Here is a 26,829-nt window from a genome sequence, read left to right as displayed (position 1 = left end):
AGTGTCTATAATCGATTACTCCAATCGTTATTATAGGTAGACAACAAAAAGAAGATGGTTCCGATGTTTCATTAAATATGTTCGTTAAGGACAGCAATTTGACACTGCTGTCCTTTCTTTTATAAAATTGCAGTACACAGAAAAAAGCTGTAAAATGAAAAATATATTTGTCCTTGTAACAATTCTCGGACATTTGCCTGTTATACTATCTGCAAAAAGAAAAGGAAGTGACAATATGAAGCAGATTTTAATTGTCGAAGACGATAATCTTTTGAATAAAACGCTTACTTATAATTTGGAATTGGACGGTTACACAATAACTTCTGTTCTGAATGCAAGGACAGCCGCTGAATCATTAAAAACAAACATTTTTGATTTGGTATTGCTGGATATAAATTTACCAGACGGAAATGGTTATGACCTATGCCGTCTTATCAAGCCAGAGCATCCTGATACAGTAGTTATATTTCTAACTGCCAACGATCAGGAAAGCGATCAGATACGAGGATATGAAGCTGGTGCAGTGGATTATATCACGAAACCTTTTTCGATTAGTGCTTTGCAGCGAAAGATCAAAGCCATGTTCGCTATGTTGGAACATCACAAACCAGCTAAGGATATTTACGAGGATGGCAGCCTGTTTCTGGATTTTTCGGAACAATTTGCAAGCTTGAACGGGAAACCATTAGCGCTTTCTGCGATGGAATATAAAATGCTGAACCTATTTCTTAAAAATCCGAAGCAGGTACTTACCCGCCAACAACTTTTGGAAAGGCTGTGGGACATTGATGAAAAATATGTAGATGAACATACCCTTACTACTTCTATCAGCCGCATTCGCAGTAAGATTGAAGCGGATGGCGACACATATATCAAAACGGTTTACGGTATGGGTTATCAATGGACAGGAGGCGAAAAGAAATGAAACTGAATAACCTTTCTGCTAAGAAAATTTGTAGACTGATTAGTGCTGGCATGGTTTTCTCTATGCTGGTAATTACCGGTATTCTCGGCGGTACAATGCAGGATATACGAATTTTCATAGCAGGTGGAACATTGACACTCTGTGCATTTTTCTGGATTTGGCTATTGGTGCTGTTTTTTGGAAAACGCCTTTCTCATTTTACTTCTAATTTGTGCCGGACGCTGGACAACATGATTGATGGAAACGAGGAATTACAAAAGTCAAATGATAGTGAAACTCTTTTTGCCCGTATCAACCACCGCTTAATCCGGTTGTATGAGATTATGCAGGAAAATCGGCACAAGGTAGACATGGAACGACAGGAGCTTCAAATGCTGATTTCTGATATTTCGCATCAAGTCAAAACACCTGTCAGCAATTTGCAAATGGTAACGGACACACTTTTAACAAAGCCTGTTTCAGAAGAAGAACGGATGGACTTTTTGCAAGGCATACGCAGTCAGACTGATAAACTGGATTTTCTGTTCCAAGCACTGGTTAAAACATCCCGGTTAGAAACCGGAGCAATACGATTAGAAAAGAAAGACAGCAGCTTTTTCCATACGCTTGCACAAGCTATGAGCAGTATTGTATATGCCGCAGAGAAAAAAGAAATTGCTGTATCCGTGGATTGCCCGGAAAATTTGATAATCTCCCATGACAGCAAGTGGACAAGCGAAGCCCTTTTCAATCTGCTGGACAATGCAGTAAAATACACTCCGTCAGGTGGAAAGATTTCTGTATCAGTGGTTCAGTGGGAAATGTATGTGGAGATCAAAGTGACCGACACCGGCAAGGGCATTTCCGAAAGCAATCAGGCTGCCATCTTCCGACGCTTTTATCGTGAGGAAGAAGTACACGAACAGCAGGGCGTGGGCATTGGCCTGTATCTGGCCCGCGAGATCGTAACGCGGCAGGGCGGCTATATCAAAGTGGTTTCGGAGCTGGGCAAGGGTTCGGAATTTTCTATTATGCTGCCTACAAAATAGAACGCGGCGGACGGCCATTTTCGGCTGCCCGCCGTAAATTTTTTTGAAATGTCCGAGCGTTGTAACATTTCACCCCGATTTTCAATGAAATTTTTTGGCCGCTGTAACATTTCGCGGACATTTGGGTTTTATAATACCCTTATCAACAGGCAGGAAGCCTTGAAAGGAGTTTTGAATATGAGCGTTTTACAGACTATCGACCTGAAAAAGTATTATGGCACAAAGCCGAACATTACCCACGCCCTTGACGGTGTGAACTTCTCCGTGGAGGACGGCGAGTTTGTGGCTATTGTGGGAACATCTGGCAGCGGCAAATCCACCTTACTTCACATGATGGGAGGGCTGGACACACCCACTTCCGGCAATGTGATTGTCCGGGACAAAGAACTGTCGAAAATGAACGATGAACAGCTTACTATCTTCCGCCGCCGCAACATCGGCTTTATCTTTCAGAACTATAACCTTGTTCCCATCCTGAATGTGTATGAGAACATCGTCCTGCCGGTGGAGCTGGACGGGGACACGGTGGATCAGAAGTTTTTGGACGAGATCGTTCACTTGTTGGGGCTGGAAGATAAACTGAAAAATATGCCGAACAATCTCTCCGGCGGACAGCAGCAGCGTGTGGCGATTGCCCGCGCCCTGATTACCAAACCGGCTATTGTACTGGCTGACGAGCCGACCGGCAACCTTGACAGCAAGACCAGCGCCGAGGTGCTGGGACTTATCAAGCGTACCAGTGCGGAGTTCCGGCAAACTGTCGTGATGATTACCCACAACAACGACATAGCCCGTCTTGCAGATCGGATTGTCCGCATTGAGGATGGAAAGATTGTGGAATAAGGAGGTGGAAAGCTATGACATGGCCTTTTGAAAATGATACCAGCGCTATCATAAAAAAGCTGGCAAATCGGAGCATGAAAACAGACAAACGAAGCAAAGCCTTTCTGCTTCTCACGATTGCCCTTTCTGTCTGCATGATTTTTTCAATCGTTCTAATATCCGCAGGCGCACAGGAAGAATTTAAGAATACACAGCGCAGTAAAGCGCAGGTTGCAATTCTGGGAATAACAGATGACCAGTTATCCGGTTTACGTCAAAACAAAGATGTTCAATGGATTGGCGAATATGCTGCAATCGGACTTTTTTATTCAGGCAATAAAACAATTACGGTCGCTTATGGAAGCGAAGATTATTTTACGCATCAGGAAGAAAAATCTTTGCAGGGCAGAGCACCGCAAAAGGCAAATGAGATCATGCTCCCACAGAATTATATTGATTTTTTGGGGAAGTCATATCACCCCGGTGACACCATTACTTTTGATGTAACCGGCACGGGGCATGAGGCAGAATACACGCTTTCCGGCATTTTGAGCGAAAGCAGCAAGAGTGATGGTTATTTCGTCTATCTGAGCAAAGAACTTGCCATGAGCTTAATGAATCATCTTCAAGTAACAGCATATACGCGGCTGAATACAGATGCCATTCGCTCGGAAACCCTTCTTGATTTTACGGATAAAGTCATTGAAAACACAGGCATTGTGGAAGATCAGGTATATCTCACGGAGTATTCTGCTGTTATGACCGGAGCTGTTCAATCTGGCATCCAGCTCCCAATCCCTCTGCTGGCTGCATTGACTGCGGTGCTGGCTGCAACGATTGTGTATGGGGTCTTTTACACGAAGATTGCGAAGAACGTGCAGATGTTTGGTCAGCTACGGACAATCGGAATGACAAAAAAGCAAATTAAACGGATGGTGAGAAAAGAAGGACTCCGGTATGCTTTTACTGGTATTCCTCTTGGACTAATTGCTGGCTTGTTGATTGGATTTATTGTGTATCCGAAGGGATTTCAAATCAAAACGGTTGCCATCTATGCGGTGCTGATTGCCATAGTAGGTGTTGTAATGGTGAATATTGCGATTTTCAAGCCAGTTCGAGTTGCAATGAATACTTCTCCCATTGAGGGTGCAAGATACCTCGCTTATTCAGGGAAAGCAAAAGCCAGTTCAAAGCTGCATCGCAATCTGTCACCCCACAATCTCGCAAGAATCAATATCCAGCGTAACAGGCAAAAAGCTATTTTGACGCTTGTGATGCTGGGCGTAAGCGGTGCGCTTTTGCTGGGCGCATCTACGGTTGCAGGCTCTATTGATCCGGAAAAACAGGCAACTTTCAAACACTATCCTGCTGGCAGTATTCTTTTGCAGGTGAAAAATCAAGTCGGCAGTTCGTTTGATAAAGAATCTGAGCCATACGGAAGTTCAAAGCTGCAACTGGAAGAAAACCCGCTTGAAAGCCAGACACTACGGCATGACTTGGAAAACATTGCCGGAGTAGAAAAAATAACTGCATTTAACTGCGTCCATATGTCCATTACCTTCCCCGGCGGGAGTGGTTCTCTCACAAGTATCATGAATGATTTCCCGACACTGAACCGTGAACAACTGGCAGAAAAGCAAGCGGTTTTATCGTCTGGAACGGCAGATTACGATGATATGACCGAAAGAAACGGAATATTGGTTGCAGAGAATATTGCGAGCGTTGGCGACACCTTGCAGTTGGAAGGGCGTTCTCCCGATGGCAGCACGTTTAATATCAACGCAGTTGTTGCAGGCACCTATGACCCGACCGATTTGATGGAACGCAATCCGGTTGTTCCAGGCAGTCCGTATTTTATGATGACATACGATATGGCAAAGAATCTGACAGGTATAACAGATCAGACTGGCATCTTGGCGCTCGAGATCACTCCCAATCATTTTGATGAAGTTCTAAGCGCGGTTCAAGAAATTGCAGAGCAGAGCGGTAAAATATCGGTTAATACGATTGAACAGACAATTAAAAACATTCAGTATCGGTATAGTTCGTCGATAAAGGCACTATATATGGCAGCGGCGATCCTGTTTACATTTGGAAGCATCAGTCTTATGAATATGCTGATGGTCGATTTTCAGAACAGAAAACGGGAATTTGGTCTGCTGGAAGCTGTTGGGGCAACGCAGAAGCAGCTAAAAGCTATGTTGAGTCGTGAGATTGGAATTTACCTCGGAGGTTCGTTGGTAATAGCTCTTGTATTTGGAAGCATTTTAAGTGTAATTGTTTGTAGACGATTGGATGCGGTAAACCATTGCATTACGTTGGTATTGCCGTGGCTGTTTCTACTGGCGTTAGTCGTTGTTTTAGCAGTTATATATTTGATTTTCACTGCATACGCAAAATCCGAGTTGAAGAAAACAAGCATCTTGTCTGCCATAAGGGAGGAATGATCTTTTGTATAGACATCACTTAAAAGGTAGTTAATTTCAAAATAATATCACTCTGTTGATACAGCCAGTCCGTAAATTCTTTCGGGCTGGCTGTTCCTGTTTTTACAGCCTTTTTTCTCTGTAATGCTTCTTTCTTAAAGTCGGCAAAGGCAGCCTGTATTTTTTCCAGACGGTCAGCCGGAAAGCCTGCGGTATTTTTTACCCGGTTTATTTTGTTGCGCCAGTTCTGGCATTCATTTTTATAAAGCAGGTCATAGTTATTTTCTCTTGCCCTCTCGTCAAATTCAAATTTGGCTATTTCGTTGCAACAATACTTATCCAATGATTTTTTGCATTTGAATACGTTTTGATCTCTGTAAAACCCGCTTCTTTCAAAGCGGCAACAAGTTGTTTAGATGTGTAAATCTTCATACCATTGATCATCTTTGTCCATTTTTCATCTGTGGCATTCGTTCCGTCACTCTCGTTACAAATCAGGAATATACCTTCGCTTTTCAGCACACGGTTGACCTCGGAAAAGCATTTTACTAATCCTGGCCAAAAGTAAACTGTTTCGAAGGCAGAAACATAATCAAAAGTCGCATCAGAAAAGGGTATAGCAGATACATCTCCTTGAACTACATTACATTTCCCTTGTTTAATGGCGAGGGCGTTCAATTTTTGAGATTCCGCCACACTAACCTCAGAATAATCCATTCCTGTCACGTGGCCATTTCTACATCTATCAAGCCAGACCGCAATATTTGCTCCGCCGCCACAGCCGACGTCCAGAACTTCAGCATCAGACTTCGCGGAGATATTTGAGAATCCCCATTGCGATAATTTGGCGTGACCGCTGTTCATCATCTTCGTCATCAACTTTCCGCCGAAGCCTTGTGGCTTACGGGTATTTTCAAAAAATCTCATTACAGAATTCCTCCTCCACAAATACCGGTTTTCTTAATTCGACAAACCGGTATTGCTCAATCGTTTTTCTCCGTTAGGAGAATATACAATCCATAGATAAAAAGAACAAGGAATAAAACCGTAGGAATCAATAATCCATTTTCTAAAATACTTATAATCATTCTTCCAGGTGGCGTTACCCATGCAGTTGCTGGATTTTGCATTGCCGCTATTATCATTCCTACAATACCAACAACACTACTTAAGGTTAAAAAACCACCTTTTATATTTCTACTCATAATCATTACCTCCTCGTTAAATACCGATTTTAATGTCTCTATTATACCATAATGATACTATTATAAAAAAGGAAAAAGAGCTCCTTCGAGCTCTTTTGATTCAGTTCTGTAAACTTGAAGTTATAGTGCAATCTTTTTCCATTTTCTAATCTTGGTTCTAAAGGTTCCGAACGGAGCAACTGTATTAACATGTATGAATTTGTATACTTCCCAGACAGCTGTTTTAGTTGCTTCGTCAGCCCATTTTCTCATATGTGGTTTAAATAATTCTTCCTCACTCAGAGAATCAATCATTGCATAAATAGAGTTGATATTCTCATTCAATCTGTCTTTCAATTCTTGCAGTGACAGCTGAGCATATGTATCTGTGAACCATTGATATAATTCGCCAAGCTGATTCCACTTAAAATTATCCGAAGGAGTTTTAACAGGAATACCCTTTCTTTCGTCTGATTCCCATTTAATAACAAGAGTTGTCCAGCCAACCTGATAAGCAAGATTTTCTGCCGGAGTTCGATCGATCTCATCAATTCTCTTATCTTTTAAATGCTCCGGAATATCATTAAATTCTGAAATATATTTTGCAAAGCTTTTATTTATCTCGTTTTTAAGCTCGTCTTTATTCTCATATGTTCTCAATAGTCTATCTCCTCAGCTTCCGATTTTCCAGTTTCAAAAACAGGAATTTATCGTCTTGTTCCATTCTTATCAAAATTCTTTTTTAATGCTATTTCTGTTGGGAGAATAGATCCAATTAAAGGAATAAGTTGAACACCACAGATAATTCCTCCTATACTCCCAACACAATCTTCATTTTTTCCAATTACTAAAAGCATGAATATTACTGTTATCGGCAACATAACCATTCCACAGACATACCAAACTTTACCACAATATTTATGAGCAAATTCCCATGTGTCTTTGTTCTTCATAGACATCGAAGTCCGATATCCAAATACTGAATTTATTTCCTTTGGAGCCTTTTTCATAAAATATCTTCCAAAACCAATCATCGTAAATGGAAGAAGCAAATCCATAATCAACATAAAAATCCAAAACCCCATTGTAAACCTCCTTTACTACAACTTTCGATTTTACTTTGTAACTATGACTTTTCCTTCTGAATCCAGAAGAGGTGTAATAGCCGCTCCATATCCAGATTTCCAACAAAGATAGTTAACCCCAGTCTCCTTATCTACAAGGATTTGGCGAACTCCTTCATCCTTAAGCTGACTTCCGTCTCTAAATGTAACTTCAAATCTTTCTTCTTTCTTTGCCATGTTTATTTCTCCTTTTTTCAAGCGTTAAATTTAAATTTTCCAATTTAACAAACTTGAATTGAGATTTCATATATTCAAAGGGATTTAATAACTGTTATATTTTATTGTCAAATATCTCTCAATCCCTTGAAAACACTAAGTTTGTCGCAGGTGAGCTTTCCCTTATTGTTTCCCTTGTATTATATTGTCCCATGAGTGTTTACGAACTCTGATAAGGGAAAAAACAAGAGAAAGAAAATCTTATAAAACAGTATAACACAAAATAAAAGTGACATGGTGAACTGATTGAAATGCTTCTGATTTTTGCAACAAATGATTGATTGAACGATAAGGAGATTTGATACGATGAGAACGATATTTGCAGAATACAATCCACAACGCGACAGCATTGATGTTTATTCTTCTGCTGGCTATATGCTCCGCATTGACTGCTGGGAAGCGGAGAAGAATTTAACAACTACTCCCGGATCTGACTGTGCATTAAACGCACTTGCCATTGATGAACCACTTGAGTATGCAAGATTGTATCTTGATGGAACGATGCAAATGTGGATAGATGCGAAAGATTCCTTCTAGGTATACGCAAGAAACGGCGGCTCTGATTTTTCAAAACCGCCGTTAGGATAATAACTTAAAATAGGCGCGCAAATCACCTACCCCAGCCAGCGGTTTTTTTCTTTCCCCGTAGTTGGGGCAGGTTCATGCGCTATGCAATTATTCTTCTTTAGCTTCTATCAAGCCGATATTTTTTGCTCTGCGTTCCACATAGCAGCATATTTTCCGCCTTTAGCCAGCAATTCATCGTGAGTACCAGCTTCAGCAATCTTTCCGTCAGATACCACAAGGATTTGATCTGCATTTTTGACGATGGAAAGGGTATGAGCAATCATTACCACAGTCTTTTTCTCTTTCAGCAGATTGGCGATGGCCTGCTTTACTGCCAGTTCGTTCTCGATGTCAAGGGACGCTGTTGCTTCATCCAAAAGCAGGATGGGGCTATTTTTCAGGATGGCGCGGGCTATTGAAATTCGCTGACGCTCACCGCCAGAGAGAAGATTTCCATTCTCGCCAGTCGGCGTATCGTATCCCTTTTCCATCTTACGGATGAAGCTGTCACAGTTAGCCTCCCGGCAGGCAGCCTCGATTTCCGTGTCCGTAGCATTAGGACGAGCGTGTCGGATATTATCCCGGATGGTATCGTCAAAAAGAAATATGTCCTGGTCTACCATAGAAACTTGCTCCAGTACACGCTCTGCGGCAACATGGTTAATGGGTTTACCGCCAATAGAAATCGTCCCGCCCGTTGCTTCATAATATTTTGCAATCAGGTTCAAAATAGTAGATTTGCCGGAGCCAGAGTCTCCGACAATGGCCGTGAGCTTTTGATCTGGCACCGTAAAGGTGGCGTGTTTTAGTACCGGTTCACCGGGAACATATGCAAAATCTACATTGTCAAATGTGATTTCATGGGTAGCTGTGTGAAGCGGCTCCATGCTGCCAGTTTCCTCCGGCTCATTCATTACACTCAAGATTTTGTTTTTCGAGATCATCAGGTTCTTATAACTGGTAAGGTCTACAAAAATCGAGTTAGCCAGCTTTGCACAGAACAGGGGCAGCATACAAATCAAAAGGTAGTCCACCATGTTCAGTGTCCCTGCGACCCAGGGTGCATAGGCCAGCAAGATAACCAGCGGGCAAGACAGCCAACTCAAAATACCAAAGACCGCACCAATAGGAAGCACTTTTGATTCGTACACAAAGCTGATCCGGGAAAACTCCCGCATGGCGTTGATAACAGTTTTGTTCTTCATACCGCCTACACCATAAGCTCGGAAAGTCTGAATACCAGAAACATACTCAACAATGCTGCTGACGTTCTCCGCACAAATATCGTTCTTTTCTTTTCCATATTTCCGTACCATGCGGAAAGAAAGCCATAGGCCGGGGATTAAAAGAAGATCGGCTATCAGCAGGATAATTCCTGCCGGAACATAGAGCGTCATAACAAAGACAATCAACATCAATGACAGGGCAAAATTCTTTGCGAAATCTCCGACTTTATGGGTCAGGATTTTTTCGTAGTTGTTTACGTCGCTTGTAATGGTGTTGATATAATCGCCGGTCTGCCCCTGCGTAAAGCGGGACAGTGGGATGCGCTTCAAATGGTCACCCATAAAAAGCCGAATATTCTTACTGACCTCCGCACCGCCAATCTGCGCTTTGGTATAACCGTAGCTGTAAATCAGGATACGGAGAAGAAAAACCACTGCAATAATACCGGTCAGAGCCAGAACGCGGTTCATGTCAAATTGACCCGACCACAAAAACTGCATAACAGAGTAAAGCAGCATAAATAGGCTGCCGGAGAGAAGTCCTTCCAGAACAGTACCGCCAACACCAATATAGAAATTGTGATTCTTTTTTAATACATCGTGCTCATTCATACTGCTCGCCTCCCTCCAACTGATAAGTGATATTCCGGGCTGTTTCGTAGTCATCCCACGCTTTTCGATAGTAGGCGTTGGTCTTCCGAACTTCCTCATGGGTGCCAACATTGGTAATTGTATGGTTTTCCACTACAGCCACCCGGTTGCACATTTTCAAAGCACTCAAACGGTGTGCTACTACAATGACTGTTTTGCCTTTGCATAGATTTTGAATAGCTTTATCAATCTCCATCTGATTTTCCGGGTCAGAGGCACTTGTGGCCTCGTCCAAAATCAAGATAGGTGCATTTTTCAGAATTGCGCGGGCAATCGCGATCCGCTGTTTTTCTCCGCCAGAAAAACGGGAGCCGAAACTGCCCACTTTTGTTTCATATCCATCTGGCAGGGACATGATAAAGTCATCAATCTGTGCCTCTTTTGCAGCAGCCCGCACTTCTTCCAGAGTAGCGTTACTACCCATGCGGATATTTTCCAGCACGCTGTCACGGGTGAGGAAAGTCTTTTGAAATACGATGGCTATATTTTTCAGAATGGTATCGTAGTCAAGTTCCTTGACATTTTTGCCGCCAATCAGCACTTCGCCTTCCTGCACATCGTAGAACCGGGAAATCAGTTCAATCACAGTGCTTTTACCAGCACCAGATCTGCCCACAAGAGCCATGCGCTCACCATCATTGATTTTGAGGTTGACACCATGCAGTACATCGGTTTTGCCGTCATAAGAAAATCGGACATTCTGAAGTTCAATATCATGTTTTTGGGGGAAGTCTGTTCCACCCTCATAAATCGGAATATTCAGTATCTCTTTGGTCTTGGTAATAGCGTTCAGTACATTTGCAAAGTTTGTACCCAATTCCTGTAAAGGCCGAATTTCCGTCAGATACATAGAACCGACATAAACAAACAGCAGAAGCGCACTGGCTGTCAGTGAACCTTTCAGGAAAAACATCCCGCCTATCGGAACCATCAGCAGCATTCCACATTCAATGATAACGACAAACGCTGCATACGGAGGCCCCATACGTCGGGAAGTCTCATTCCACATGGCATTTTCCTCATGGATTGCGCCGGAAAATTTCTGGAAGGACTTGCTCCCCATGTTATAGGCTTTAATCAATTTCATTCCGCCGATATATTCGATCATAACAGAATTTAGTGTGGTAATGGATTGGTTGGCCCGTTCCATCAAATCATCGGTATTGCGGAACATCGCCCCCATTACAACTACAGCCAGAACCAGCGGAACAAGAGAAATCAACGCCAGTGGAACATTAACGGTCATCAAATAAATAAAGATGACCACCGGCCCAACCAGATAGCACACAAGGTCAGGAAGATTATGCGCCAGAAATAGTTCCAGTTTTTCAATATCTTCATTCAGAACCGTTTTAATATCCCCTGTGCACCGTTCATTTAGGGCACCCAAAGGCGCTCTGGCCATGTGTTCCGCCACCATACAGCGCACTTTGAACAGTGCACCATACGCCCCTTTATGGGCAGCCACGCCGGAACATCCGAACAGTACAAAACGCAGGGTGACAGCAGCGGCAATCATTGCCACAGTCTGCACCACAAGTTCTTTTGTGCAGGCATTGTTGAATGTGGCATCCATCAACCTGTAAATCCCAATGTATGGGACAATAATACACAGCCCGCTGCACATGGACAGCAGGATTGCCAGAAACAACCAAAATTTTTGTTCTCCTGCCCAATGCAGCAGCAATGCTACACTGTTTTCTTTTTTCTGCTTCATAGACTACCTCTCCTTTCCATCTGAACGGCCCAGGCCGCCCTCTCTGTCCCCTGCGGAGACATTCACCTTGACAGAGAAAAGCTCTCTCAATTTTGGGAGGGCATCCATTGTAACTAATACATCATCGGGTATTTCGCCTTCGTCAAAATGTAAGACACGGGAACAGGTGCGGCAGACAAACTCAAAATCATGGGTGACAATAAAAATGACTTTTCCCATATTGGATAATCGCCGGATCAGTCCCGCCACCTGCGTCATACTGTCAAAGTCAAGACCGCTGGTCGGTTCATCGAATACAAGCAAGTCTTTCCCACAAATCATGCTGACAGCCACTGCTACTCGTTGCTTTTGACCGCCGGAAAGCGTGTTTGGATGGCGCTTCCGGTATGGGGCAAGGCCCAATTCCTCCAAAGTTGCATTTACCAGTGTTTGATCTGGATTGCGTATACCAAAGGAACACTCTGCCTCCACACTGTCAGCGAAAAGTTCATAATTCACATCCTGCATAACCATGTAGGAGCGTTTTAGCCTTGCCTTACGCTCAATCGGCTTTCTTTCCCACAAGAATTGTCCATCACAGTCTTTGTGAAGCCCACAGAGAGCGCGGGAAAATGTAGTTTTTCCAGCTCCGTTATGTCCAACTACGCCAATCACTTCGCCCCTTCCGGCGGATAGCTCAATGTCATGCAAAATTGTTTGCTTCTTGTAACGGAGCGTCACATTCCGCAGCTCCAATACAGGGGTAGGCGCAGGCAAGTGGGCTTTTTGCGGGAATACCGCCTGTAGATCAACAGCTCGCAGCCCCATGTGTTCACGATCAGGTTCAGATAGCTGCCAAAATTCTTCCGGGGTGTATATTCCTTTGATTTCTCCTTTTTCCAGATAAACAATTCGGTCAGCCAACTCCATCAGGTAGTACAGACGATGTTCCGCTATCAAAACTGTTTTGCCCTGTTTTTTTATCAGCCGCAAATGTTCCTTTAGTTCCTGGATCGAAGTCATATCCAGATTAGAGGATGGTTCATCCAATAGATAAATCTGTGGGTTCATGGCATAAACAGAAGCAAAGGCGATTTTCTGCTTTTCTCCGCCGGACAACTCAAAAATATTTCTGTTTCGCAGCTTTTGAATATGCAAATCTTCAGTTGTCTGCTCTACTCGCTCAGCCAATTTCTCAGGAGGGCGAGCTTCATTTTCAATTCCAAAGGCAATCTCACTGTCTGTATCAACATTGAAAAACTGCGTCCGTGGATTTTGGAAAACGGAGCCAACCTTAGCGGCAATCTGATACATGGGGATATTGCTGATTTCCTGACCATCTACCAGCACACGGCCATGAAGTTCCCCCTGATAAAACTGAGGGATCAGTCCATTCACCAGCCTTGTAATCGTTGTTTTTCCGCACCCGCTGCGGCCACAGAACAGGACGAATTCTCCGTCCGAAATTTTCAAATTGATGTCGCGCAGCCCACCATGTTCCTGCCCCGTATAGGAAAACGATACATTTTCAAACTCAATCAACCGATCACACCTCCTCGCACACATAATTCAAAAATCAGATAAGCAACGGCAACGGCCATGACGCCCCAATCGGCAGCTCCGCATTTTATCTGGACAAGACAGGTGCGTGGATTGGGATTTTCAATTCCACGAGTGACAGAAGCAACAGAAAGATCATCCGCTGCTTTTGAAGCTGCCATTAACAAAGGCACATAAATACACTCAACCGTCATGCCTGGATGGGCTAAAAAGCCCGCCAGAGAAGGGGAAACATCTCTCATCCGCATAGCGTCCTTGATGTAGCGCCAGTCCTCTTGAATAGTTGGAATGTACCGCAGCATAACCGCCATAGGAATTACTAACTTTTTGGGTGCGTGGACACGATTCATAGCAGACAGGAACTCATTGACTTTTGTAGTAGTCAGAACAATCCCAGCCAAGATTCCGCACGCATAGACCTTATGAAACAATCCTAAAAAGGCAATAAACATTGTCCGCAGCGTGCCTGTCATTTCTGCCATGATCCAAACTGTCAGGGCACAGATGACCGCATAAAAGCATACAGCCTTAATGACATATTTCCACTTTCCAAAGAAAGCCCCCAATATCGCAATCAGCATAACAAGGAAAAATTGATATGCAAGTGAGGGAGCAAACATGGACGATAAAACACACATAAGAATAAGAAAGAGCTTTGCCCGTGGGTCGAGCCAAAGCCCTTTCTTGTGGCGTTTACCGCTCATGCTGTAATACCTGCTTTTTCAAACTGCTTTTTCAGCATTTTGCAGCCTACAAAAGCGCTGATCGCAGATGTAATGATAACAGCAGCAAACATGGCAATCAGGATGCCGGTATTTGCAGTTGCCTGCATGGTGTCGATGTAGCTCTGTTCAGTTCCATTTCCCAACATGGTCTGCGCCCAGCCGTTTGGGTCAACAAAGAACACGATATACGAACCAGTGCCGCCGAGAGAAAACAGTATATAAGACAGGCTGTTGAGTTTTTTGCTTTTGTACTGCCCTGCACCAGCAACAAAGTCCGCGACAATCGCCATGATCAGGTAGCCCAATGCAAAAGCCCAGTGCATACCAGTCACGAACCAAATAATACCCATGATAACGCCCATTATAGAAAGGCTCCAACGCTTATGCACTTTTGCAATCAGCAAAAGATAAATGGGGCCAGCAAGCAGCCCACCTCCTGCTGGCATGAAAAAAGTAAGTACAGGATTCGTTGCAAAAAAGACACCGCCCACCAATACAAAAACAAATAACAGTGCAGTAAAAATACCTGTTGTTACAAGGTCTTTCACTGTCAGACCTTTGTTCATAGAATTTACTTGATTACTCATTTTGACCTCCTACCTTTCATTGTCTTGACTCGACAAGTGGTTTGTGATATTCTTCGGTTAGATAGCTCTAATCTTCGTCTAATACAATACGCATTTATCAGACAACATTCAATAGGTTCCGGCGTTGTTCGTCTGTTCCTTTCAAAAGTTCGTCTAATCGTTGCAAAAAGGAGGCGGTCTGTTTTCATGTCTGAAATTATTGACCAGTTTTATACACCGCTACTGATTGAACACGGTTTTATCCGTGACCCAGACAACCAGCAATATGGGGCATTAGGTGACTGCTGGAAACTTTCTCCCGAAGTTGGAGAAGGCACCTACTGGACTTATGGACAGAAAGACTTATATGATATTAAAATCCATAACTTTTCCTTCCACGAAGATTTCATGTTGGAATGCTCCATGCCGGAATGTCTGAGTATCACTCGGTATGACTCTATTTCCGGGGAGGAATTATCTCCATACCGTAGGCTGTCTGCCGGTTGTATCAAAACATTTATTGGAGGCTACGCTCCATACAAGGCTTTGATACATAAAAATATTCCAATCCGTTCGGTTGGGATTGAGATTGCACCGGCATATTATGAGGACTACCTGAAAAAACTGTACCCGGAGGCACAGATCAATCCTGTGGATGCATTTCGGAAGATCGACCAAACTTCCGACTTTTCAGAAATGTCACGGTTACTCACAGAAATCAAAGACTATCGCGGGGAAGGGATTGCAGCAAAACTTTTTTATGAGGGTAAAGTCGCAGAAGCTGTTTCAATGGTGGTGGAATATCAGAAGAAACATCCTGATAAACCAGCCCATAAGCTCTCTCAACAGGATATTGAAAATCTCCAAATAGTTGCCGCTTATCTTAGCGACCACTATGCTTTTGATATTCCTCTGGATCGGCTAACACAGATTGCCTGTATGGGAACGACAAAGCTCAAAAGCTGTTTTAAGAAATACTACGACTGCACTATCACGGAATATGTTCAACAGCGGCGCATGAGCCAAGCAGAATATCTGCTGGCATATACAGAGCTAACAGTCGGACAAGTTGCCCAAACAGTAGGCTATTCCACTTCAAGCCGATTTGCAGAATTATTCCGAAAAAGCACGGGATTGTTGCCATTAGAGTACAGAAAAAACGCACAGCGAAAGTAAAATGAGCGCCAGAGGGAACTCTGGCGCTTGTAAAATTTTTCACCCACATTCTAGTCAAGCTTAGCCATGTGTTGTGGAATATATACGGAATGCATCGTCAATATTTCACTGCAGCTTGCGGTTGTTACCAAGATAGTGAGAGCTCATCTGAACACAAAGTTTCCATTGCCCTTTTTGTGACATCATTTCTTTCACTAATTCATAATTACTTTTTCAGTATTGATTGGAAATAAAATAATGTGCTTTCAGATTTGTCTTTAACCATATGTCAGCAACTCTATCGATATCTCCGTTCAGTAATTTTCTAATCATAACAAATATTCTCCACAACTACATCCTTTATGCTTTTCTCTTTTTTCCATTCTATCACAAGCTCACCATTATCATCAATTTTTTGATATTTTTTCTTTCCCCCCACTGTAAAACAGCCTCTGAGCGTTTCGTTATATAGAGGGGTACAAATAAGAGCAAGATCCACCCATGTTTAACAGTATTGCCGTTTGGCATCCTGTCATCCTATGGGATTTATCTTGATGGGGATCTCCCCATACCCTCTCAATAACAGACGTTTCACTCGTCTGTTGGTTCCACCTGAAGGTGTTCACAGCACTATTTCTAATATCGGAAGGGACAGCCGATATTGAAATACGTGGACTCCCGGTGGGAGGAATAGTCTCAGCGGAAGGAGGAGTATGAGAACAAAAAACAAAGATAAAGAACTGAATCACAGACATTTTATAGGATTACGTCTTACAGATGTCGAACTGGATTTATTAGACCAAGGCGCTGCTTGTTTATCTGTTAGCCGATCAGAATATCTGAGGAAACTTCTATTGGAAAAGCAAATCCATCATCAGATTGAAGTTGTTGCAGACATGAATGATCTCAGAAAACTGGTCAGTGAATATGGAAAAATCGGATCGAATCTCAATCAGATCGCCAAGCATTTTAACAGTGGTGGCAGTCAGTCTCGTGCTATAGAAAATGAAATCCATCAGTGCATCACGGACTTATTCCTATTGAGAAAAGAGGTACTGAAACTGGCAGGTGGTATGAATGGCAATCGTAAAACACATTAAAAGCAGAAATGCAAATTACTCGGCTGCTATCAATTACCTTCTATTTGAACATGATGAAAAAACCGGGGAAAAGATTGTAGATGAATCCGGACGAAGCATCCTACGAAAAGAGTTTTATATGGATGGACTGAACTGTGATCCGATGTCTTTTGACAAGGAATGTGAACTGACAAATGCTCATTTTCACAAAAATAAGAAACGTGAAGATATCAAAAGTCACCACTACATTATCAGCTACGATCCAGCCGATGTTACAGAAAACGGTCTTACCGGAGAGAGAGCACAGGCAATCAGTTTGGACCTTGCAAAGCAGATGTTTCCCGGATATCAGGCACTGGTGGTTACTCATACTGATGGTCACAATGAATCCGGAAATATCCATACTCATATCGTCATCAACAGTGTGCGAAAGACTGCAGTGGAAAGGCGGCCTTATATGGATAAACCACATGAGGAAGCCGCCGGTTACAAACATCGATCCACTGATAAATTCATGAACACTTTTAAGAAAACCGTCATGGATCGGTGCCAACAGGAAGGACTTCACCAAATAGATCTTCTTGCACCGGCTGAGAAAAAAATCACTCAGAAAGAGTATATAGCACAGAAACATGGCCAACAAAAACTGGATGAGATCAACCAGAAAATCATCGAAGATGGTCTCAAGCCAACATCCACCGTGTTCCTTACACAGAAAGAATATTTGCGAAATGCAATTGATGAATGTGCTGCCACATCCAATAGTTTTGATGAATTCCAATCCAAACTTCTGGAACAATTTCAAATCTCTGTGATTGAGCATCGTGGCAGATACAGCTATCTTCATCCTGATCGACAGAAGCGGATTACTGAACGTGCACTGGGAACACGATATGGAAAAGAATACCTGGAACAGACCTTCTTACGCAAGGATCCATTGGCCATTCTCTACATCAGATCTCACCTGCGCCTGGTTGTAAATCTCCAGACAAATGTGAAAGCAATGCAGAGCCCGGCTTATGCTCATCGGGTAAAACTTTCTAACCTGCAGCAAATGGCAAATACCATTATCTATGTGCAGGAACATGGATTTGATACGCAGTCAGATCTGAAAAACACACTGCTTGCCTCAAAGCAGGAACTAAAAGAAATGCAGACACAGGTTGCTCAGCATCGTTCCGATCTAAGGATCCTCAATGATCAGATTCGTTATACCGGACAGTATTATGCAAACAAGGAAATTTATTTCCAATTTTCAAATGCAAAGTACAAAGGAAAGTACCGAAAAGAACATGCTAAGGAAATTCAGAAATATGAAGAAGCCAGAGATTGGCTGAGATCCTTTTATCAGGATGGAAAGATGACAAGCCTAAAAACTCTGACTTTACAAAAAGAAAAACTGCAACAGCAGATAGCTTCCGAAGAAGAAGCAATAAGCAGCTTGAAAGAAAAATTAAAAGATCTGGATACTGCCGATCAGAATGTTGATGCCATTCTTCAGATGCAGATTCCGGAACCAGTGAGATCAAAAACCAAAGATCTCGAACGATAATTATCACATAACAAAGGAGGAACTATCACATGACACAAGAAGAATTTAATGTTGTATTTGAACTTCAGATGAGAAAATGTGCCGATATTCTGGCACATAAAAAGAAAGAATATACCGGTGACAATATTGACCGCCTCAGCGCATTCAAGATTGCTGCCGCATTACAGAACTGCGATCCAAAAGCAGCACTGGCCGGTATGATGTCGAAACATGTCGTATCCCTTTACGATATGTGTTATTCCACTCTGTTACATTTTGACATGGAACAGTGGGATGAAAAGATTACAGACTGCATCAACTATCTGATTCTTTTAAAAGCTCTGGTAAAGGAGGAACAGGCCTATGGATCACATTGAAACAGCTATCTTAAACTGCTATGGGATCCGGGAAGCAGAACAAAATATGGTCTTTGCTGCCAGACTCACACAACACGGTCATACGATCCAGAACATGGCAGATCTGATGGAGCTTTACCATCAGTCCTACAGTCAGAACACCGTAGAAAACATTGCAGGACTTCCCCATCCGACAGTACAGAAATTCATGGTCATTACCGTGGCTGTTGTCGGTGCAAGCAGACGCTTCCTGGCACAGATCACAAGGCATCAGAACGAAGTAAAGTACATGAGTGCATCTCTGCAGTACAGTAATTATTCCGGTCACGCTGCATTTGCTATTCCATATGGAATCATGAAAGCAAATAAAGAAATCCAGGATATTTACAAGAAAAGCTGTCAGTCAGATCTGGATCGTTATGCAGAGCTTTGTGAATTAGGTATTGATCATGATTCAGCCGGATATGCTACACCTCAGGGACTTCGAAACGTATTGATCATCAGCGCGACACCTTACCAGTGGAAGCATATGATTGGCCAAAGAACCTGCCGAAGAAATACGGATGAAACAAGGATTGTGATGCTACAGATCTGGCAAAGATTGTACAAATTAAGCCCAATCCTTTTTGCACCGGATCTTACCGGTCCATTCTGTCAGAGAGGAAGCTGCATGGAAAAACAGATGTCCTGCCAGAATCCCATTTCAAAGCTTTGGATACCGTCAGATATCTTAAAAGCAGATTATCCATTGCTCATCAGGAAGGAGGTGAGCAACCATAAAGATTAAACTGATTGACTTTGGTCTGAAAGCAGATCATCATCCCTTCCGGCCACATGAAAATGATGCCGGTGCTGATGTATTCATGCCTTATGATTGCGTATTAAAACCAGGTGAGGTTGCAAGAATTCCACTTGGATTTGGTCTCATCATCCCCGATGGATTTGCCGGATATGTCTTTCCACGAAGCAGCATGGCAGCAAAAGGACTGGTATGCGAGCTTCCACCGATCGACTCCGGTTACCGTGGTGAGATCCATGCCATTATCAGCAACGTAAGCACATCTTCTCAGACCATTCATAAAGACACACGCGTCGGTCAGCTGGTGATTACACCGGTCGTGATCGCAGATTTTGTTCTGGACCTTGGTAATGAACGAGGAACCGGGGCTTTTGGAAGTACAGGAGAATAATACTATGATTACATTTGGAAGAAAATTAAAACACTTAAGACAGAAAAATCATCTCACCCAGAAAGAACTTGGCATAGCTGTTGGATTTCCCGACAGCTGTGCTGATGTCCGGATTGCTCAATATGAAGGCGATGTCCGAACACCAAAAGAGGATCTTATGAAACTCTTCGCATCAACACTCGGTGTTCCGGTTGAACTCTTTACCGTACCAGTACTCTCAGAACCTAGAGAGTATGAAGCGGCAGAATATTGGAGGTATGAGTTAGGGGCGGAACTAGATTAATTGTCATAATACTGAAATGAGGCAACGGATTTTCCGCTGCCTCGCTTTTATCATTTTGAGGGTAATTGAAAATATCCTCCTGTGTTGAGCAATCCTCTTTTTCTGCGCTTTATCTGCATATCTATATATTTCATTTTATTTCTGTTCCATCGATAAAAAGCACATATTTATCCGGATTATGAACAAGATCATAATCTTTTCCATATTCAATTGGTCTAAATTCTATCTGCATAATGGATTCGCCATTTTCGATATCTTCTTTCCAAGAATATACGGTCATATCAAGGCTGGTTGCATATCCATGATCTGTAGAAAATTTTATTGAATGAAATGAATTCTCTTTATACATTTTTAAAAGCAGTCTTGCAAATGCTTCTTTATCAGAAATATTTTTTCTGTTAGCAACTACTGTAAGATTTTCATCTCTATTCATAGAAAAACTGCCAACTACATCTGGATTACCTTCTTTATACTTTAATAAGCTTTTTCCAATTATCATTCCAACAATAATCGAAAAAACGATAGCAACAAATACAAGTGTTATATTATTTTTCTTCATTTTATCAAGTTCCTCAGAATTATATATAAGTCTTTAGAACTACTATATCATATTTTCACGTTAAACCAAATAAAAAAGAAGAGCAATAAGCCCTTCCATCTTCTTATTCACGTATTTATTCCACCAATGCTCTCACTGCATTGATAATTCTCTGTTGCTTTTCTTTAGGTAGTTTCTCTATCATTTCAGATAATTCATTCGTAACGCCGCTAACCGAATGTGTCACAACATCAATCAATAGTGTATCTGCTGAAACATCTAATGCATTTGCAATCGCAATAAAAGTATCAAGTTTTGTTACTTTCAGTCCTCTCTCTATAACACTTACATGAGTTGGACTCAAGTTTACCAGTCCTGCCAATTCTTCTTGTGTAAGATTCTTAGCTTCCCTTGCAGCTTTTATTCTCTGACCAACCGCCTTTAAATCCATTGTGACACCTCCTTTAGAACGATAATTCGGTCTAAAATTAGTATAACGATTGATCTTTAAAACATACAGAATCTACAGATTGTTAACTTGTTCTTTAGAACTATTTTAAATTAAAAAGGCCCAAAAGGGCACTTTCCCTTTTGAGCCTATACACTTTATCAGCTAACGTATTTTGCTTTCATTTTTTCTCATGGTCATGAGGCTTTTTTCTCTTAAATCGCATTCTATGAATCCTTCGATTGCTCTTTCTGTTCTTCAATAATTCGTTCGGTTGCTTTATGAATTCTATCCTTGGAATAGGGTGGTCTTAAATTCAATGATAACCGCCCTTTTTTAATCATATACGTTTCACTACCATCCTCCGAAGATCCTTTCAACCAGCAATCATCCGGATACTTCTCCGCAAAAGACCTCAACCGTTTCTGCAAGCTCTGATTGAAGGTATACACATCATAGAATCCATCATCTTCATTAGTCAGAATAATCGTTTCTTTTTCACACTTTAACCTTCGCATATTCTATCCCCGCTTTCTTTCCATTTCCTGATCCAGGTACTTTGGTATCGGCTTTCCGGACCGGCGAGCAATGGCAATCTGTTTCTGATGCAGTCGTTTGATTACGGACCTTCGTTTCTTAGGTTTATTATTTTGTTGATTTCGGGACGTCTGTTTGTTGTTGCGTGCATCAGAAATTTTTTCCAGGTTCTTCTTCTGATTATTCACCAGACCGTCCACCATATCATAGTTAGCTTCTGTACCAGATTCTCTGCTTCGTTCATAAGTGCCGTTCTGGTAGAATTTCTGGTAATGTTCCAGACGGATTTTACCATCTTGTTTTAGCTGTTCGACCGGATTTAGCGGTACCTGCTGTTGGATGTAATCATGAATCTTTTGTTTTGTCTTTTCATCGAATTTCTTACATTCTTCGACAACCATTTTTCCATAAGCATCCAGGATAACACCCTGGGCCTGATCTCGGTATACCTGATGTTCCATCAAATAAAACTGTTTTCCATCAATAATGACGGTGTCTGTTGCAATCCAGTTCCCCTTTTTCCCATCAATCTGATAATTCTCAGTTTCCATAGTGATCAGTGCACCGGATGTGTTGATACGAATAAATCCGGCCAGATACTGTGGATAGTTCTCATCTACATAGTAGCAGCTGATTTCTCCATTCTTGTTCAATACGAGCACGTCACTGACTTCGCATTGATTTTTCGTCCGTTTCCAGATGTCAGCGACTTTTTCATTTTCCTGCATTTCATGAATCGAGATTAATCGGTAATTTTCGACAGTAATCGACACATTCTGCTGTCTTGCCTCTTGATATGGCAGATGCCACAGTGCTTTTCCTGCTGTCTGCTGATCTACTCGGTAGACTGCAAATTGATTAAGCTTCATAGGCATCATCCTCCAAGTTATTCAGATAATAATTCAGATCCAGAGAATAGTAGTATTTGTCTTCGATCTGCTGTAATTTTCCAACTGTAGAATTGATGATCTCAATTATTTCATCATTCTCAGGATCACTTTCTTCCTGTTCCAAAACTTCCAAAGCTTCTTTCAGTGTTTGGATTGTTTCTTCCTTTGTGTGCTGCTGGAAGATAGCAGTAATAGTCAGTTCGTTTTCTTCCAGGTTTACATTTCTCATAGGCTCATTTCCCCCCTTTTCTTTTTCGGTATTGGTTTCATCTGTATATTCAGCTCCTTCTCGTTTTTTTCTTCGCTTATATTTTTTTCGTTATCCACTTTCTTATTGGATTCCAGAGGATTTTCCACATTTGGATGTCTTTCTTCCAAGTATTTTTCCACACGACTGATTGCATTTTGCACATAAGAATTTTCTCTAAATCCAGGAATCGAATTCAAAAATTCTTTCTGTATTTTTCCTTCAATCATCAGACTCTGCATTCCTTCATAATCACTTCCGTCTTTCAGATCAAAGCCAACACATTTCAGTCCATGCATACGTTCTGATGGGATTTTCTCATAAGCTTCCAAGGCTTCTGGTAATGTCAGGTCATAATGTACTTCACCCATTACAGGAAATTCAGCACATTCAGCCGCATAAAAGCTGATACATGTAAGATCATTTTCATAATCCACATTTTCTATTTCCGGGACAATATCGAGTATTTTTTCTCTTTGTGCTGCAAAGTCTGGAAGTTCTGCAAATCCAAATCGATCCACGTAATATGCCTGCATATCCCCACCACGGTTTGTAATGATAACATCACTGACCGACATAGAATGTGCTTTATAATCTGCCGGTGGATTATCGTTGAACATAGCGTACAAATCATCCAGCTTTTCATTTTCATGTAATCTGCCAGAATAGACACATTTATAATTTTCTGCATCGATTGTAATTCCATCTTCTTTGACCATTGCCATATTCATAAATAAATGTTGTTTTCCCGGTGTGTCTTCATCCACATGATAAATCGCATAGAGGTCACCATTACCTCTGAACATTTCTTCCTCTAGGGTATAATCATACTTAAATGGGTACATAGCCCGATCAACTCTCTCCGAAACATCCGTCCCTTCTGCAATCGTATCTTCCAGCCAGTCTTTGATATCTCCCCATGATTCAAACTGCAAATACCCGGCAATTTCATGTGTCCCATCCGGTGCCAGTACAATATGTCCCGGTTCGCTTTCCCGATAATCATAACGGTATCCGGCTGCTTCCAGTGCATCTACCAGAATGCCGTATTTTTCATGTAATTCTGTTTTCTGTTTTTCTTCAAGAATGATTTCCAGTTCTTCTGTAAGCTGATCGATCATTTCACCGGCTGTCTTGCGGATCACATCCATAGATGCTTTCATTTCCTTCATTTCCCGGCTGCTGCTCCACCCTGCAATATAAGGAAAACTGTAATCCGATGTATCCAAACCAAAGGAAGAACACACACAGTAAGCAACAGATTCTGCTTCAACCTCTTTTGTCAGACGGTCTTTTTCTACACCCAGGCTTTCCATGATTTCCTTGTCATGCAGTTTAGCATGGACAGTTTCATGAATAGCAGTCTTTAAGGTCTGGCTTTCACTGAGTCCTTTTTTGATCACGATTTCCTTATCTGCATTGTGATAATATCCATTGGCATTGCCATCGATCTCATCGAATCGTATCGGCACTGGGGATATTTTCTGAATAGCCTGCATGAAAGAATCAAAATCCTGTACAGCTGCAGTCAGTAATTCCGGTGCCAGTGTCTGGATTGGTTCCCCGGATGTCTGAGCAATATCAAAGACGGTAACTGCTTTAAAATGCGGAACTGTAACTTCCACCTGTTCAGTCTTAGGTTTTCCATCGGTTCCCATGATCGGTCGCTGATTTTCATCCAGAACCTCTTTTTCCTTCATTTTCTTATATGGTGCCGGTGCAATGATTGTAATTCCTTTTTCGCCTTTCATGACCTGTCTACCCATGGACTGCCAGTTTTTGTAGCTGGTAACAAGTGTGGCATCCGGTCGCTGCATGGCGATCAGCATTGTATTATTAAAGGAATAATTGTGAAACTTTGCCATGGTTTTAAGAAATTCCTGATAGCGGTTACTTGTAAAAAGTTCTTCCACACCGGATTCCAGTGACTGCATAATGCTGTCCATATCTTTTCCCTGAACCGGTAATGGAATTGTTGCTGTCTGCACTGTTGGAATATCTCTTACGTCACCCTTTTCTTTTGTATCTGTTACTTCTTCATAGGGTGCGGTGGCTTCAGTCACCATTCCTTTAGTCAGATCAATATCTTCAACACGAGTAGAAAAACGAACCCTGCTATCTGGAAATTCTCCTTTATCTCGAAAGGAATAGTAATTCCCATTCCGTCCTGTAATGATGTGATCAACCAATGAAATCCCCATCAATTCCCCTAATTCCTGCATTCTTGCTGTAGTCTGGATATCCGATGTAGATGGTGTCAGATTTCCGGACGGATGATTATGAATGAGCATCATTGAATGAGCATTCGAAAGAATTGCACTCTTAAATATTTCTCTTGGATTAATTAATGCTTCATTCAGCGATCCTACAGATACGATATTCATATTGATCGGTGTTAAATCTGCCTGTAAATTAACAATACAAAAGAGTTCCCGATCCATCTGGGAAAGAAATTCATTCATAACACGAATTGCTACATCTGGATTATTCATAGGTTCATTACTATAAAGTGGTGGCTGTTCCACCATACGAATTGCTACCTGTTCTAATTTATCTGCCATCAGCAACACCTCCAATCGGCACATTTATAATAAATTCCTGATCATGTAACGTCTCAATTTGCTTCTTCAATTTTTTAAACGAAAATGTGTGTGATAATCTTTTTCGATACTGGCTGTATCTTAAGCTTGTATTTGTTTTAATGTTCTCTTTCGTCATAATCTTCTCCTTTTCAAAATGCCCCACGACATTTCCTTATGCCGCAGGGCGTTTGCTCATTTAACGGGTTTCATGCTTGATATTAGAGTTCCATATCGTGCTTCTTTGTTTTCGGTTTCTGATCCGGCTGTTCTTTTCCTGCTTTCTCTGTTTTTGCAGCCTGCGCTTCTTTTTCTTTCTGACGTTCTGTAAATCTGCCGGCTTTTTCAAAGACGTGATCCTTTGTGTCAAAGTGATATACATCATTGGTAAGGCGTTCTGCTGGTGCTACCTGAGTCGCATTGACTTCTTTTACCATATCTCTTAACATTTCTGCATCCACTTGCCCGTCATCTGGCAAGACCAGCATTTCATGGATGGATGATGGCAAAATGAAGAAATCATTTCCAAGAAGTTCCCCCATGCTATCCATGAATTCCGGATAAAAGATCACACCGGCTCCATCAATTCTGTCTGTATTCGTAACAACAAAGAATGTCGGCATCTCGCTTGATTCCTGCAATGTTTCCTGCAGCATTTCACGTTCATCCGGTGTCAGCATGAGAATATTTTTCTGGTACATTTCATCTATCAATGCACCTATACTTGATACCTCCGGAGCCATGACACGCGGTGAACTTTTCATCGCATCTTCATGAAGCTGTTCTGCAGAGATTCCATACTGTTCAAGCAGATCATTCTTGATAAACATGGAACTTAATCCATCCTGATCCTTGCCTACTGCCACATGATAGGTGATTGCGAGATCTTCCTTCAGATGGTGTGGCGCATTTTCGAGGACTTCCTTATTTGCTTCGGCTGATGATACACGGATAAACAGCTTGTCCTTCACATCTTCATAATTTAAAATGGATTTCAGATCAACCTGTATCGGTGCCTCAATGACTATATCTGCAATCTTTCTACATACAGTTTCCATTGTTACGCCAGGCTGTGCTTTATATGCTTCATACAGTTGGTTAAGATTAATTGTTGGAGTAAGCATCTCCCCTTCTTTTCTCACCATCAATCCCGTATAGGCACGGTTCAGTTTCTGACACTCCATCGTTGACACCTCGGCATTCTCATAATCCTTCGGTAAAAAGAGTCTGATATTGTCCTTTACTTCATTTACAAATTCATTAAAATTCATTCTTCGTTT

The 26,829-nt window shown here is 41.9% G+C and carries 30 protein-coding genes and 2 pseudogenes; 12 read left to right on the top strand and 20 right to left on the bottom strand.

Going from position 1 to position 26,829, the window contains the following annotated elements:
• Nucleotides 1-235: 235 nt before the first annotated feature.
• The 4 genes from PG418_RS11050 (at nt 236) to PG418_RS11035 (ending at nt 5,222) form a co-directional block, all read left to right on the top strand.
• The gene (locus tag PG418_RS11050; protein ID WP_019162604.1) at nt 236-925 is read left to right on the top strand and encodes a response regulator transcription factor; all 690 of its coding nucleotides are present in this window, start codon (nt 236-238) and stop codon (nt 923-925) included.
• The gene (locus tag PG418_RS11045) at nt 922-1,953 is read left to right on the top strand and encodes a sensor histidine kinase (RefSeq protein WP_118609156.1); all 1,032 of its coding nucleotides are present in this window, start codon (nt 922-924) and stop codon (nt 1,951-1,953) included. Before PG418_RS11050 ends, PG418_RS11045 begins: the two co-directional genes overlap by 4 nt.
• A 177-nt stretch (nt 1,954-2,130) precedes the next feature.
• A complete protein-coding gene (locus PG418_RS11040) occupies nt 2,131-2,796 on the top strand; it encodes an ABC transporter ATP-binding protein (RefSeq protein ID WP_019162602.1) in 666 nt (221 codons plus the stop codon).
• 14 nt (nt 2,797-2,810) lie between these two features.
• Nucleotides 2,811-5,222 (top strand): ABC transporter permease, encoded by a 2,412-nt coding sequence (locus PG418_RS11035; RefSeq protein ID WP_128868192.1) that lies wholly within the window; start codon nt 2,811-2,813, stop codon nt 5,220-5,222.
• Between the two features lie 19 nt (nt 5,223-5,241).
• On the opposite strand, the pseudogene PG418_RS11030 reads toward PG418_RS11035, so the two are convergent.
• The 6 genes and pseudogenes from PG418_RS11030 to PG418_RS11005 form a co-directional block, all read right to left on the bottom strand.
• A pseudogene (locus PG418_RS11030) lies at nt 5,242-5,514 on the bottom strand (hypothetical protein); the annotation flags it as partial.
• 2 nt (nt 5,515-5,516) lie between these two features.
• Nucleotides 5,517-6,128 (bottom strand): class I SAM-dependent methyltransferase, encoded by a 612-nt coding sequence (locus PG418_RS11025; protein ID WP_118521771.1) that lies wholly within the window; start codon nt 6,126-6,128, stop codon nt 5,517-5,519.
• A gap of 56 nt (nt 6,129-6,184) precedes the next feature.
• On the bottom strand, nt 6,185-6,406 hold the full coding sequence (locus PG418_RS11020) for a hypothetical protein (protein ID WP_044960621.1): 222 nt from the start codon (nt 6,404-6,406) through the stop codon (nt 6,185-6,187).
• A 120-nt stretch (nt 6,407-6,526) separates the two neighbouring features.
• Entirely contained in the window at nt 6,527-7,045 is a 519-nt protein-coding gene (locus PG418_RS11015; RefSeq protein WP_002304342.1) for a ClbS/DfsB family four-helix bundle protein, read from the bottom strand.
• A gap of 47 nt (nt 7,046-7,092) precedes the next feature.
• Nucleotides 7,093-7,470 carry an SdpI family protein gene (locus tag PG418_RS11010; protein ID WP_003864540.1) on the bottom strand — a complete coding sequence of 126 codons (378 nt, stop codon included), beginning with the start codon at nt 7,468-7,470 and terminating at the stop codon, nt 7,093-7,095.
• Between the two features lie 30 nt (nt 7,471-7,500).
• The gene (locus PG418_RS11005; RefSeq protein WP_005342831.1) at nt 7,501-7,686 is read right to left on the bottom strand and encodes a DUF6440 family protein; all 186 of its coding nucleotides are present in this window, start codon (nt 7,684-7,686) and stop codon (nt 7,501-7,503) included.
• A gap of 345 nt (nt 7,687-8,031) precedes the next feature.
• Here PG418_RS11005 and PG418_RS11000 point away from each other — a divergent pair, with 345 nt between their 5' ends.
• Complete coding sequence (locus PG418_RS11000; protein ID WP_118609158.1) at nt 8,032-8,262, top strand: DUF6061 family protein; 231 nt, start codon at nt 8,032-8,034, stop codon at nt 8,260-8,262.
• Nucleotides 8,263-8,420: 158 nt separating this feature from the next.
• Here PG418_RS11000 and PG418_RS10995 read toward each other — a convergent pair whose 3' ends face one another.
• Genes PG418_RS10995 through PG418_RS10975 form a run of 5 tightly spaced genes read right to left on the bottom strand, consistent with a single transcriptional unit; the run spans nt 8,421 to nt 14,737 of the window.
• On the bottom strand, nt 8,421-10,130 hold the full coding sequence (locus PG418_RS10995) for an ABC transporter ATP-binding protein (RefSeq protein ID WP_128868069.1): 1,710 nt from the start codon (nt 10,128-10,130) through the stop codon (nt 8,421-8,423).
• Nucleotides 10,123-11,886: an ABC transporter ATP-binding protein gene (locus PG418_RS10990; protein ID WP_128868070.1), complete on the bottom strand. Its 1,764-nt coding sequence runs from the start codon at nt 11,884-11,886 to the stop codon at nt 10,123-10,125. The genes PG418_RS10995 and PG418_RS10990 overlap by 8 nt, the downstream gene beginning before the upstream one ends.
• Before the next feature lie 3 nt (nt 11,887-11,889).
• A complete protein-coding gene (locus PG418_RS10985) occupies nt 11,890-13,407 on the bottom strand; it encodes an ABC transporter ATP-binding protein (protein ID WP_498837376.1) in 1,518 nt (505 codons plus the stop codon).
• Nucleotides 13,404-14,129: an energy-coupling factor transporter transmembrane component T gene (locus PG418_RS10980; protein WP_128868071.1), complete on the bottom strand. Its 726-nt coding sequence runs from the start codon at nt 14,127-14,129 to the stop codon at nt 13,404-13,406. The genes PG418_RS10985 and PG418_RS10980 overlap by 4 nt, the downstream gene beginning before the upstream one ends.
• The gene (locus PG418_RS10975; protein ID WP_117535496.1) at nt 14,126-14,737 is read right to left on the bottom strand and encodes an MptD family putative ECF transporter S component; all 612 of its coding nucleotides are present in this window, start codon (nt 14,735-14,737) and stop codon (nt 14,126-14,128) included. The genes PG418_RS10980 and PG418_RS10975 overlap by 4 nt, the downstream gene beginning before the upstream one ends.
• 186 nt (nt 14,738-14,923) lie before the next feature.
• Between PG418_RS10975 and PG418_RS10970 the strand changes: the two genes are divergently transcribed.
• Nucleotides 14,924-15,892: an AraC family transcriptional regulator gene (locus tag PG418_RS10970; protein ID WP_128868072.1), complete on the top strand. Its 969-nt coding sequence runs from the start codon at nt 14,924-14,926 to the stop codon at nt 15,890-15,892.
• 216 nt (nt 15,893-16,108) lie between these two features.
• On the opposite strand, the pseudogene PG418_RS10965 reads toward PG418_RS10970, so the two are convergent.
• Nucleotides 16,109-16,204: pseudogene (locus PG418_RS10965) on the bottom strand (GNAT family N-acetyltransferase); the annotation flags it as partial.
• A 380-nt stretch (nt 16,205-16,584) separates the two neighbouring features.
• On the opposite strand from PG418_RS10965, the gene PG418_RS10960 reads away from it, so the two are divergent.
• From PG418_RS10960 to PG418_RS10935, 6 genes are read left to right on the top strand one after another with little or no spacing between them, the layout of a single operon-like run.
• On the top strand, nt 16,585-16,971 hold the full coding sequence (locus tag PG418_RS10960; RefSeq protein ID WP_005334781.1) for a plasmid mobilization protein: 387 nt from the start codon (nt 16,585-16,587) through the stop codon (nt 16,969-16,971).
• On the top strand, nt 16,949-18,502 hold the full coding sequence (locus PG418_RS10955; protein WP_498837375.1) for a relaxase/mobilization nuclease domain-containing protein: 1,554 nt from the start codon (nt 16,949-16,951) through the stop codon (nt 18,500-18,502). The genes PG418_RS10960 and PG418_RS10955 overlap by 23 nt, the downstream gene beginning before the upstream one ends.
• Nucleotides 18,503-18,531: 29 nt before the next feature.
• Nucleotides 18,532-18,858: a hypothetical protein gene (locus tag PG418_RS10950; protein WP_029471619.1), complete on the top strand. Its 327-nt coding sequence runs from the start codon at nt 18,532-18,534 to the stop codon at nt 18,856-18,858.
• Nucleotides 18,845-19,624: an FAD-dependent thymidylate synthase gene (locus tag PG418_RS10945; RefSeq protein WP_101872518.1), complete on the top strand. Its 780-nt coding sequence runs from the start codon at nt 18,845-18,847 to the stop codon at nt 19,622-19,624. The genes PG418_RS10950 and PG418_RS10945 overlap by 14 nt, the downstream gene beginning before the upstream one ends.
• Complete coding sequence (locus PG418_RS10940) at nt 19,614-20,027, top strand: dUTP diphosphatase (RefSeq protein ID WP_040015613.1); 414 nt, start codon at nt 19,614-19,616, stop codon at nt 20,025-20,027. Before PG418_RS10945 ends, PG418_RS10940 begins: the two co-directional genes overlap by 11 nt.
• Before the next feature lie 4 nt (nt 20,028-20,031).
• Nucleotides 20,032-20,310 (top strand): helix-turn-helix domain-containing protein, encoded by a 279-nt coding sequence (locus tag PG418_RS10935; protein ID WP_005334794.1) that lies wholly within the window; start codon nt 20,032-20,034, stop codon nt 20,308-20,310.
• Between the two features lie 130 nt (nt 20,311-20,440).
• Here PG418_RS10935 and PG418_RS10930 read toward each other — a convergent pair whose 3' ends face one another.
• The 8 genes from PG418_RS10930 to PG418_RS10895 all read right to left on the bottom strand — a co-directional run bounded on the left by PG418_RS10930 (nt 20,441) and on the right by PG418_RS10895 (nt 26,820).
• Nucleotides 20,441-20,869 carry a hypothetical protein gene (locus PG418_RS10930; RefSeq protein WP_128868074.1) on the bottom strand — a complete coding sequence of 143 codons (429 nt, stop codon included), beginning with the start codon at nt 20,867-20,869 and terminating at the stop codon, nt 20,441-20,443.
• Between the two features lie 115 nt (nt 20,870-20,984).
• Nucleotides 20,985-21,299 carry a helix-turn-helix domain-containing protein gene (locus PG418_RS10925; protein WP_005334796.1) on the bottom strand — a complete coding sequence of 105 codons (315 nt, stop codon included), beginning with the start codon at nt 21,297-21,299 and terminating at the stop codon, nt 20,985-20,987.
• 224 nt (nt 21,300-21,523) lie between these two features.
• Nucleotides 21,524-21,814 carry a hypothetical protein gene (locus PG418_RS10920; RefSeq protein WP_005334797.1) on the bottom strand — a complete coding sequence of 97 codons (291 nt, stop codon included), beginning with the start codon at nt 21,812-21,814 and terminating at the stop codon, nt 21,524-21,526.
• A 3-nt stretch (nt 21,815-21,817) separates the two neighbouring features.
• Nucleotides 21,818-22,702 carry a YodL domain-containing protein gene (locus PG418_RS10915; RefSeq protein ID WP_005334798.1) on the bottom strand — a complete coding sequence of 295 codons (885 nt, stop codon included), beginning with the start codon at nt 22,700-22,702 and terminating at the stop codon, nt 21,818-21,820.
• On the bottom strand, nt 22,692-22,952 hold the full coding sequence (locus tag PG418_RS10910) for a transposon-transfer assisting family protein (protein WP_003864553.1): 261 nt from the start codon (nt 22,950-22,952) through the stop codon (nt 22,692-22,694). Before PG418_RS10910 ends, PG418_RS10915 begins: the two co-directional genes overlap by 11 nt.
• Complete coding sequence (locus PG418_RS10905) at nt 22,949-25,531, bottom strand: JAB domain-containing protein (RefSeq protein ID WP_033126089.1); 2,583 nt, start codon at nt 25,529-25,531, stop codon at nt 22,949-22,951. Before PG418_RS10905 ends, PG418_RS10910 begins: the two co-directional genes overlap by 4 nt.
• Nucleotides 25,521-25,688, bottom strand: coding sequence for a hypothetical protein (locus PG418_RS10900; protein ID WP_005423587.1), 168 nt, complete (start codon nt 25,686-25,688; stop codon nt 25,521-25,523). The genes PG418_RS10905 and PG418_RS10900 overlap by 11 nt, the downstream gene beginning before the upstream one ends.
• Nucleotides 25,689-25,770: 82 nt before the next feature.
• On the bottom strand, nt 25,771-26,820 hold the full coding sequence (locus PG418_RS10895; protein WP_128868076.1) for a DUF5688 family protein: 1,050 nt from the start codon (nt 26,818-26,820) through the stop codon (nt 25,771-25,773).
• Nucleotides 26,821-26,829: the final 9 nt, after the last annotated feature.

This window comes from Bariatricus sp. TF06-38A, assembly GCF_027690675.1.
Lineage (GTDB): Bacteria > Bacillota > Clostridia > Lachnospirales > Lachnospiraceae > Allocoprococcus > Allocoprococcus comes.
This window is presented reverse-complemented; position numbering and strand designations above follow the sequence as displayed.

Coding starts and splice junctions, on each gene's coding strand:
- PG418_RS11050 (WP_019162604.1), top strand. CDS start 236: ATGAAGCAGATTTTAATTGTCGAAGACGATAATCTTTTGAATAAAACG.
- PG418_RS11045 (WP_118609156.1), top strand. CDS start 922: ATGAAACTGAATAACCTTTCTGCTAAGAAAATTTGTAGACTGATTAGT.
- PG418_RS11040 (WP_019162602.1), top strand. CDS start 2,131: ATGAGCGTTTTACAGACTATCGACCTGAAAAAGTATTATGGCACAAAG.
- PG418_RS11035 (WP_128868192.1), top strand. CDS start 2,811: ATGACATGGCCTTTTGAAAATGATACCAGCGCTATCATAAAAAAGCTG.
- PG418_RS11025 (WP_118521771.1), bottom strand. CDS start 6,128: ATGAGATTTTTTGAAAATACCCGTAAGCCACAAGGCTTCGGCGGAAAG.
- PG418_RS11020 (WP_044960621.1), bottom strand. CDS start 6,406: ATGAGTAGAAATATAAAAGGTGGTTTTTTAACCTTAAGTAGTGTTGTT.
- PG418_RS11010 (WP_003864540.1), bottom strand. CDS start 7,470: ATGGGGTTTTGGATTTTTATGTTGATTATGGATTTGCTTCTTCCATTT.
- PG418_RS11005 (WP_005342831.1), bottom strand. CDS start 7,686: ATGGCAAAGAAAGAAGAAAGATTTGAAGTTACATTTAGAGACGGAAGT.
- PG418_RS11000 (WP_118609158.1), top strand. CDS start 8,032: ATGAGAACGATATTTGCAGAATACAATCCACAACGCGACAGCATTGAT.
- PG418_RS10995 (WP_128868069.1), bottom strand. CDS start 10,130: ATGAATGAGCACGATGTATTAAAAAAGAATCACAATTTCTATATTGGT.
- PG418_RS10990 (WP_128868070.1), bottom strand. CDS start 11,886: ATGAAGCAGAAAAAAGAAAACAGTGTAGCATTGCTGCTGCATTGGGCA.
- PG418_RS10980 (WP_128868071.1), bottom strand. CDS start 14,129: ATGAGCGGTAAACGCCACAAGAAAGGGCTTTGGCTCGACCCACGGGCA.
- PG418_RS10975 (WP_117535496.1), bottom strand. CDS start 14,737: ATGAGTAATCAAGTAAATTCTATGAACAAAGGTCTGACAGTGAAAGAC.
- PG418_RS10970 (WP_128868072.1), top strand. CDS start 14,924: ATGTCTGAAATTATTGACCAGTTTTATACACCGCTACTGATTGAACAC.
- PG418_RS10960 (WP_005334781.1), top strand. CDS start 16,585: ATGAGAACAAAAAACAAAGATAAAGAACTGAATCACAGACATTTTATA.
- PG418_RS10955 (WP_498837375.1), top strand. CDS start 16,949: ATGGCAATCGTAAAACACATTAAAAGCAGAAATGCAAATTACTCGGCT.
- PG418_RS10950 (WP_029471619.1), top strand. CDS start 18,532: ATGACACAAGAAGAATTTAATGTTGTATTTGAACTTCAGATGAGAAAA.
- PG418_RS10945 (WP_101872518.1), top strand. CDS start 18,845: ATGGATCACATTGAAACAGCTATCTTAAACTGCTATGGGATCCGGGAA.
- PG418_RS10935 (WP_005334794.1), top strand. CDS start 20,032: ATGATTACATTTGGAAGAAAATTAAAACACTTAAGACAGAAAAATCAT.
- PG418_RS10930 (WP_128868074.1), bottom strand. CDS start 20,869: ATGAAGAAAAATAATATAACACTTGTATTTGTTGCTATCGTTTTTTCG.
- PG418_RS10925 (WP_005334796.1), bottom strand. CDS start 21,299: ATGGATTTAAAGGCGGTTGGTCAGAGAATAAAAGCTGCAAGGGAAGCT.
- PG418_RS10920 (WP_005334797.1), bottom strand. CDS start 21,814: ATGCGAAGGTTAAAGTGTGAAAAAGAAACGATTATTCTGACTAATGAA.
- PG418_RS10915 (WP_005334798.1), bottom strand. CDS start 22,702: ATGAAGCTTAATCAATTTGCAGTCTACCGAGTAGATCAGCAGACAGCA.
- PG418_RS10910 (WP_003864553.1), bottom strand. CDS start 22,952: ATGAGAAATGTAAACCTGGAAGAAAACGAACTGACTATTACTGCTATC.
- PG418_RS10905 (WP_033126089.1), bottom strand. CDS start 25,531: ATGGCAGATAAATTAGAACAGGTAGCAATTCGTATGGTGGAACAGCCA.
- PG418_RS10900 (WP_005423587.1), bottom strand. CDS start 25,688: ATGACGAAAGAGAACATTAAAACAAATACAAGCTTAAGATACAGCCAG.
- PG418_RS10895 (WP_128868076.1), bottom strand. CDS start 26,820: ATGAATTTTAATGAATTTGTAAATGAAGTAAAGGACAATATCAGACTC.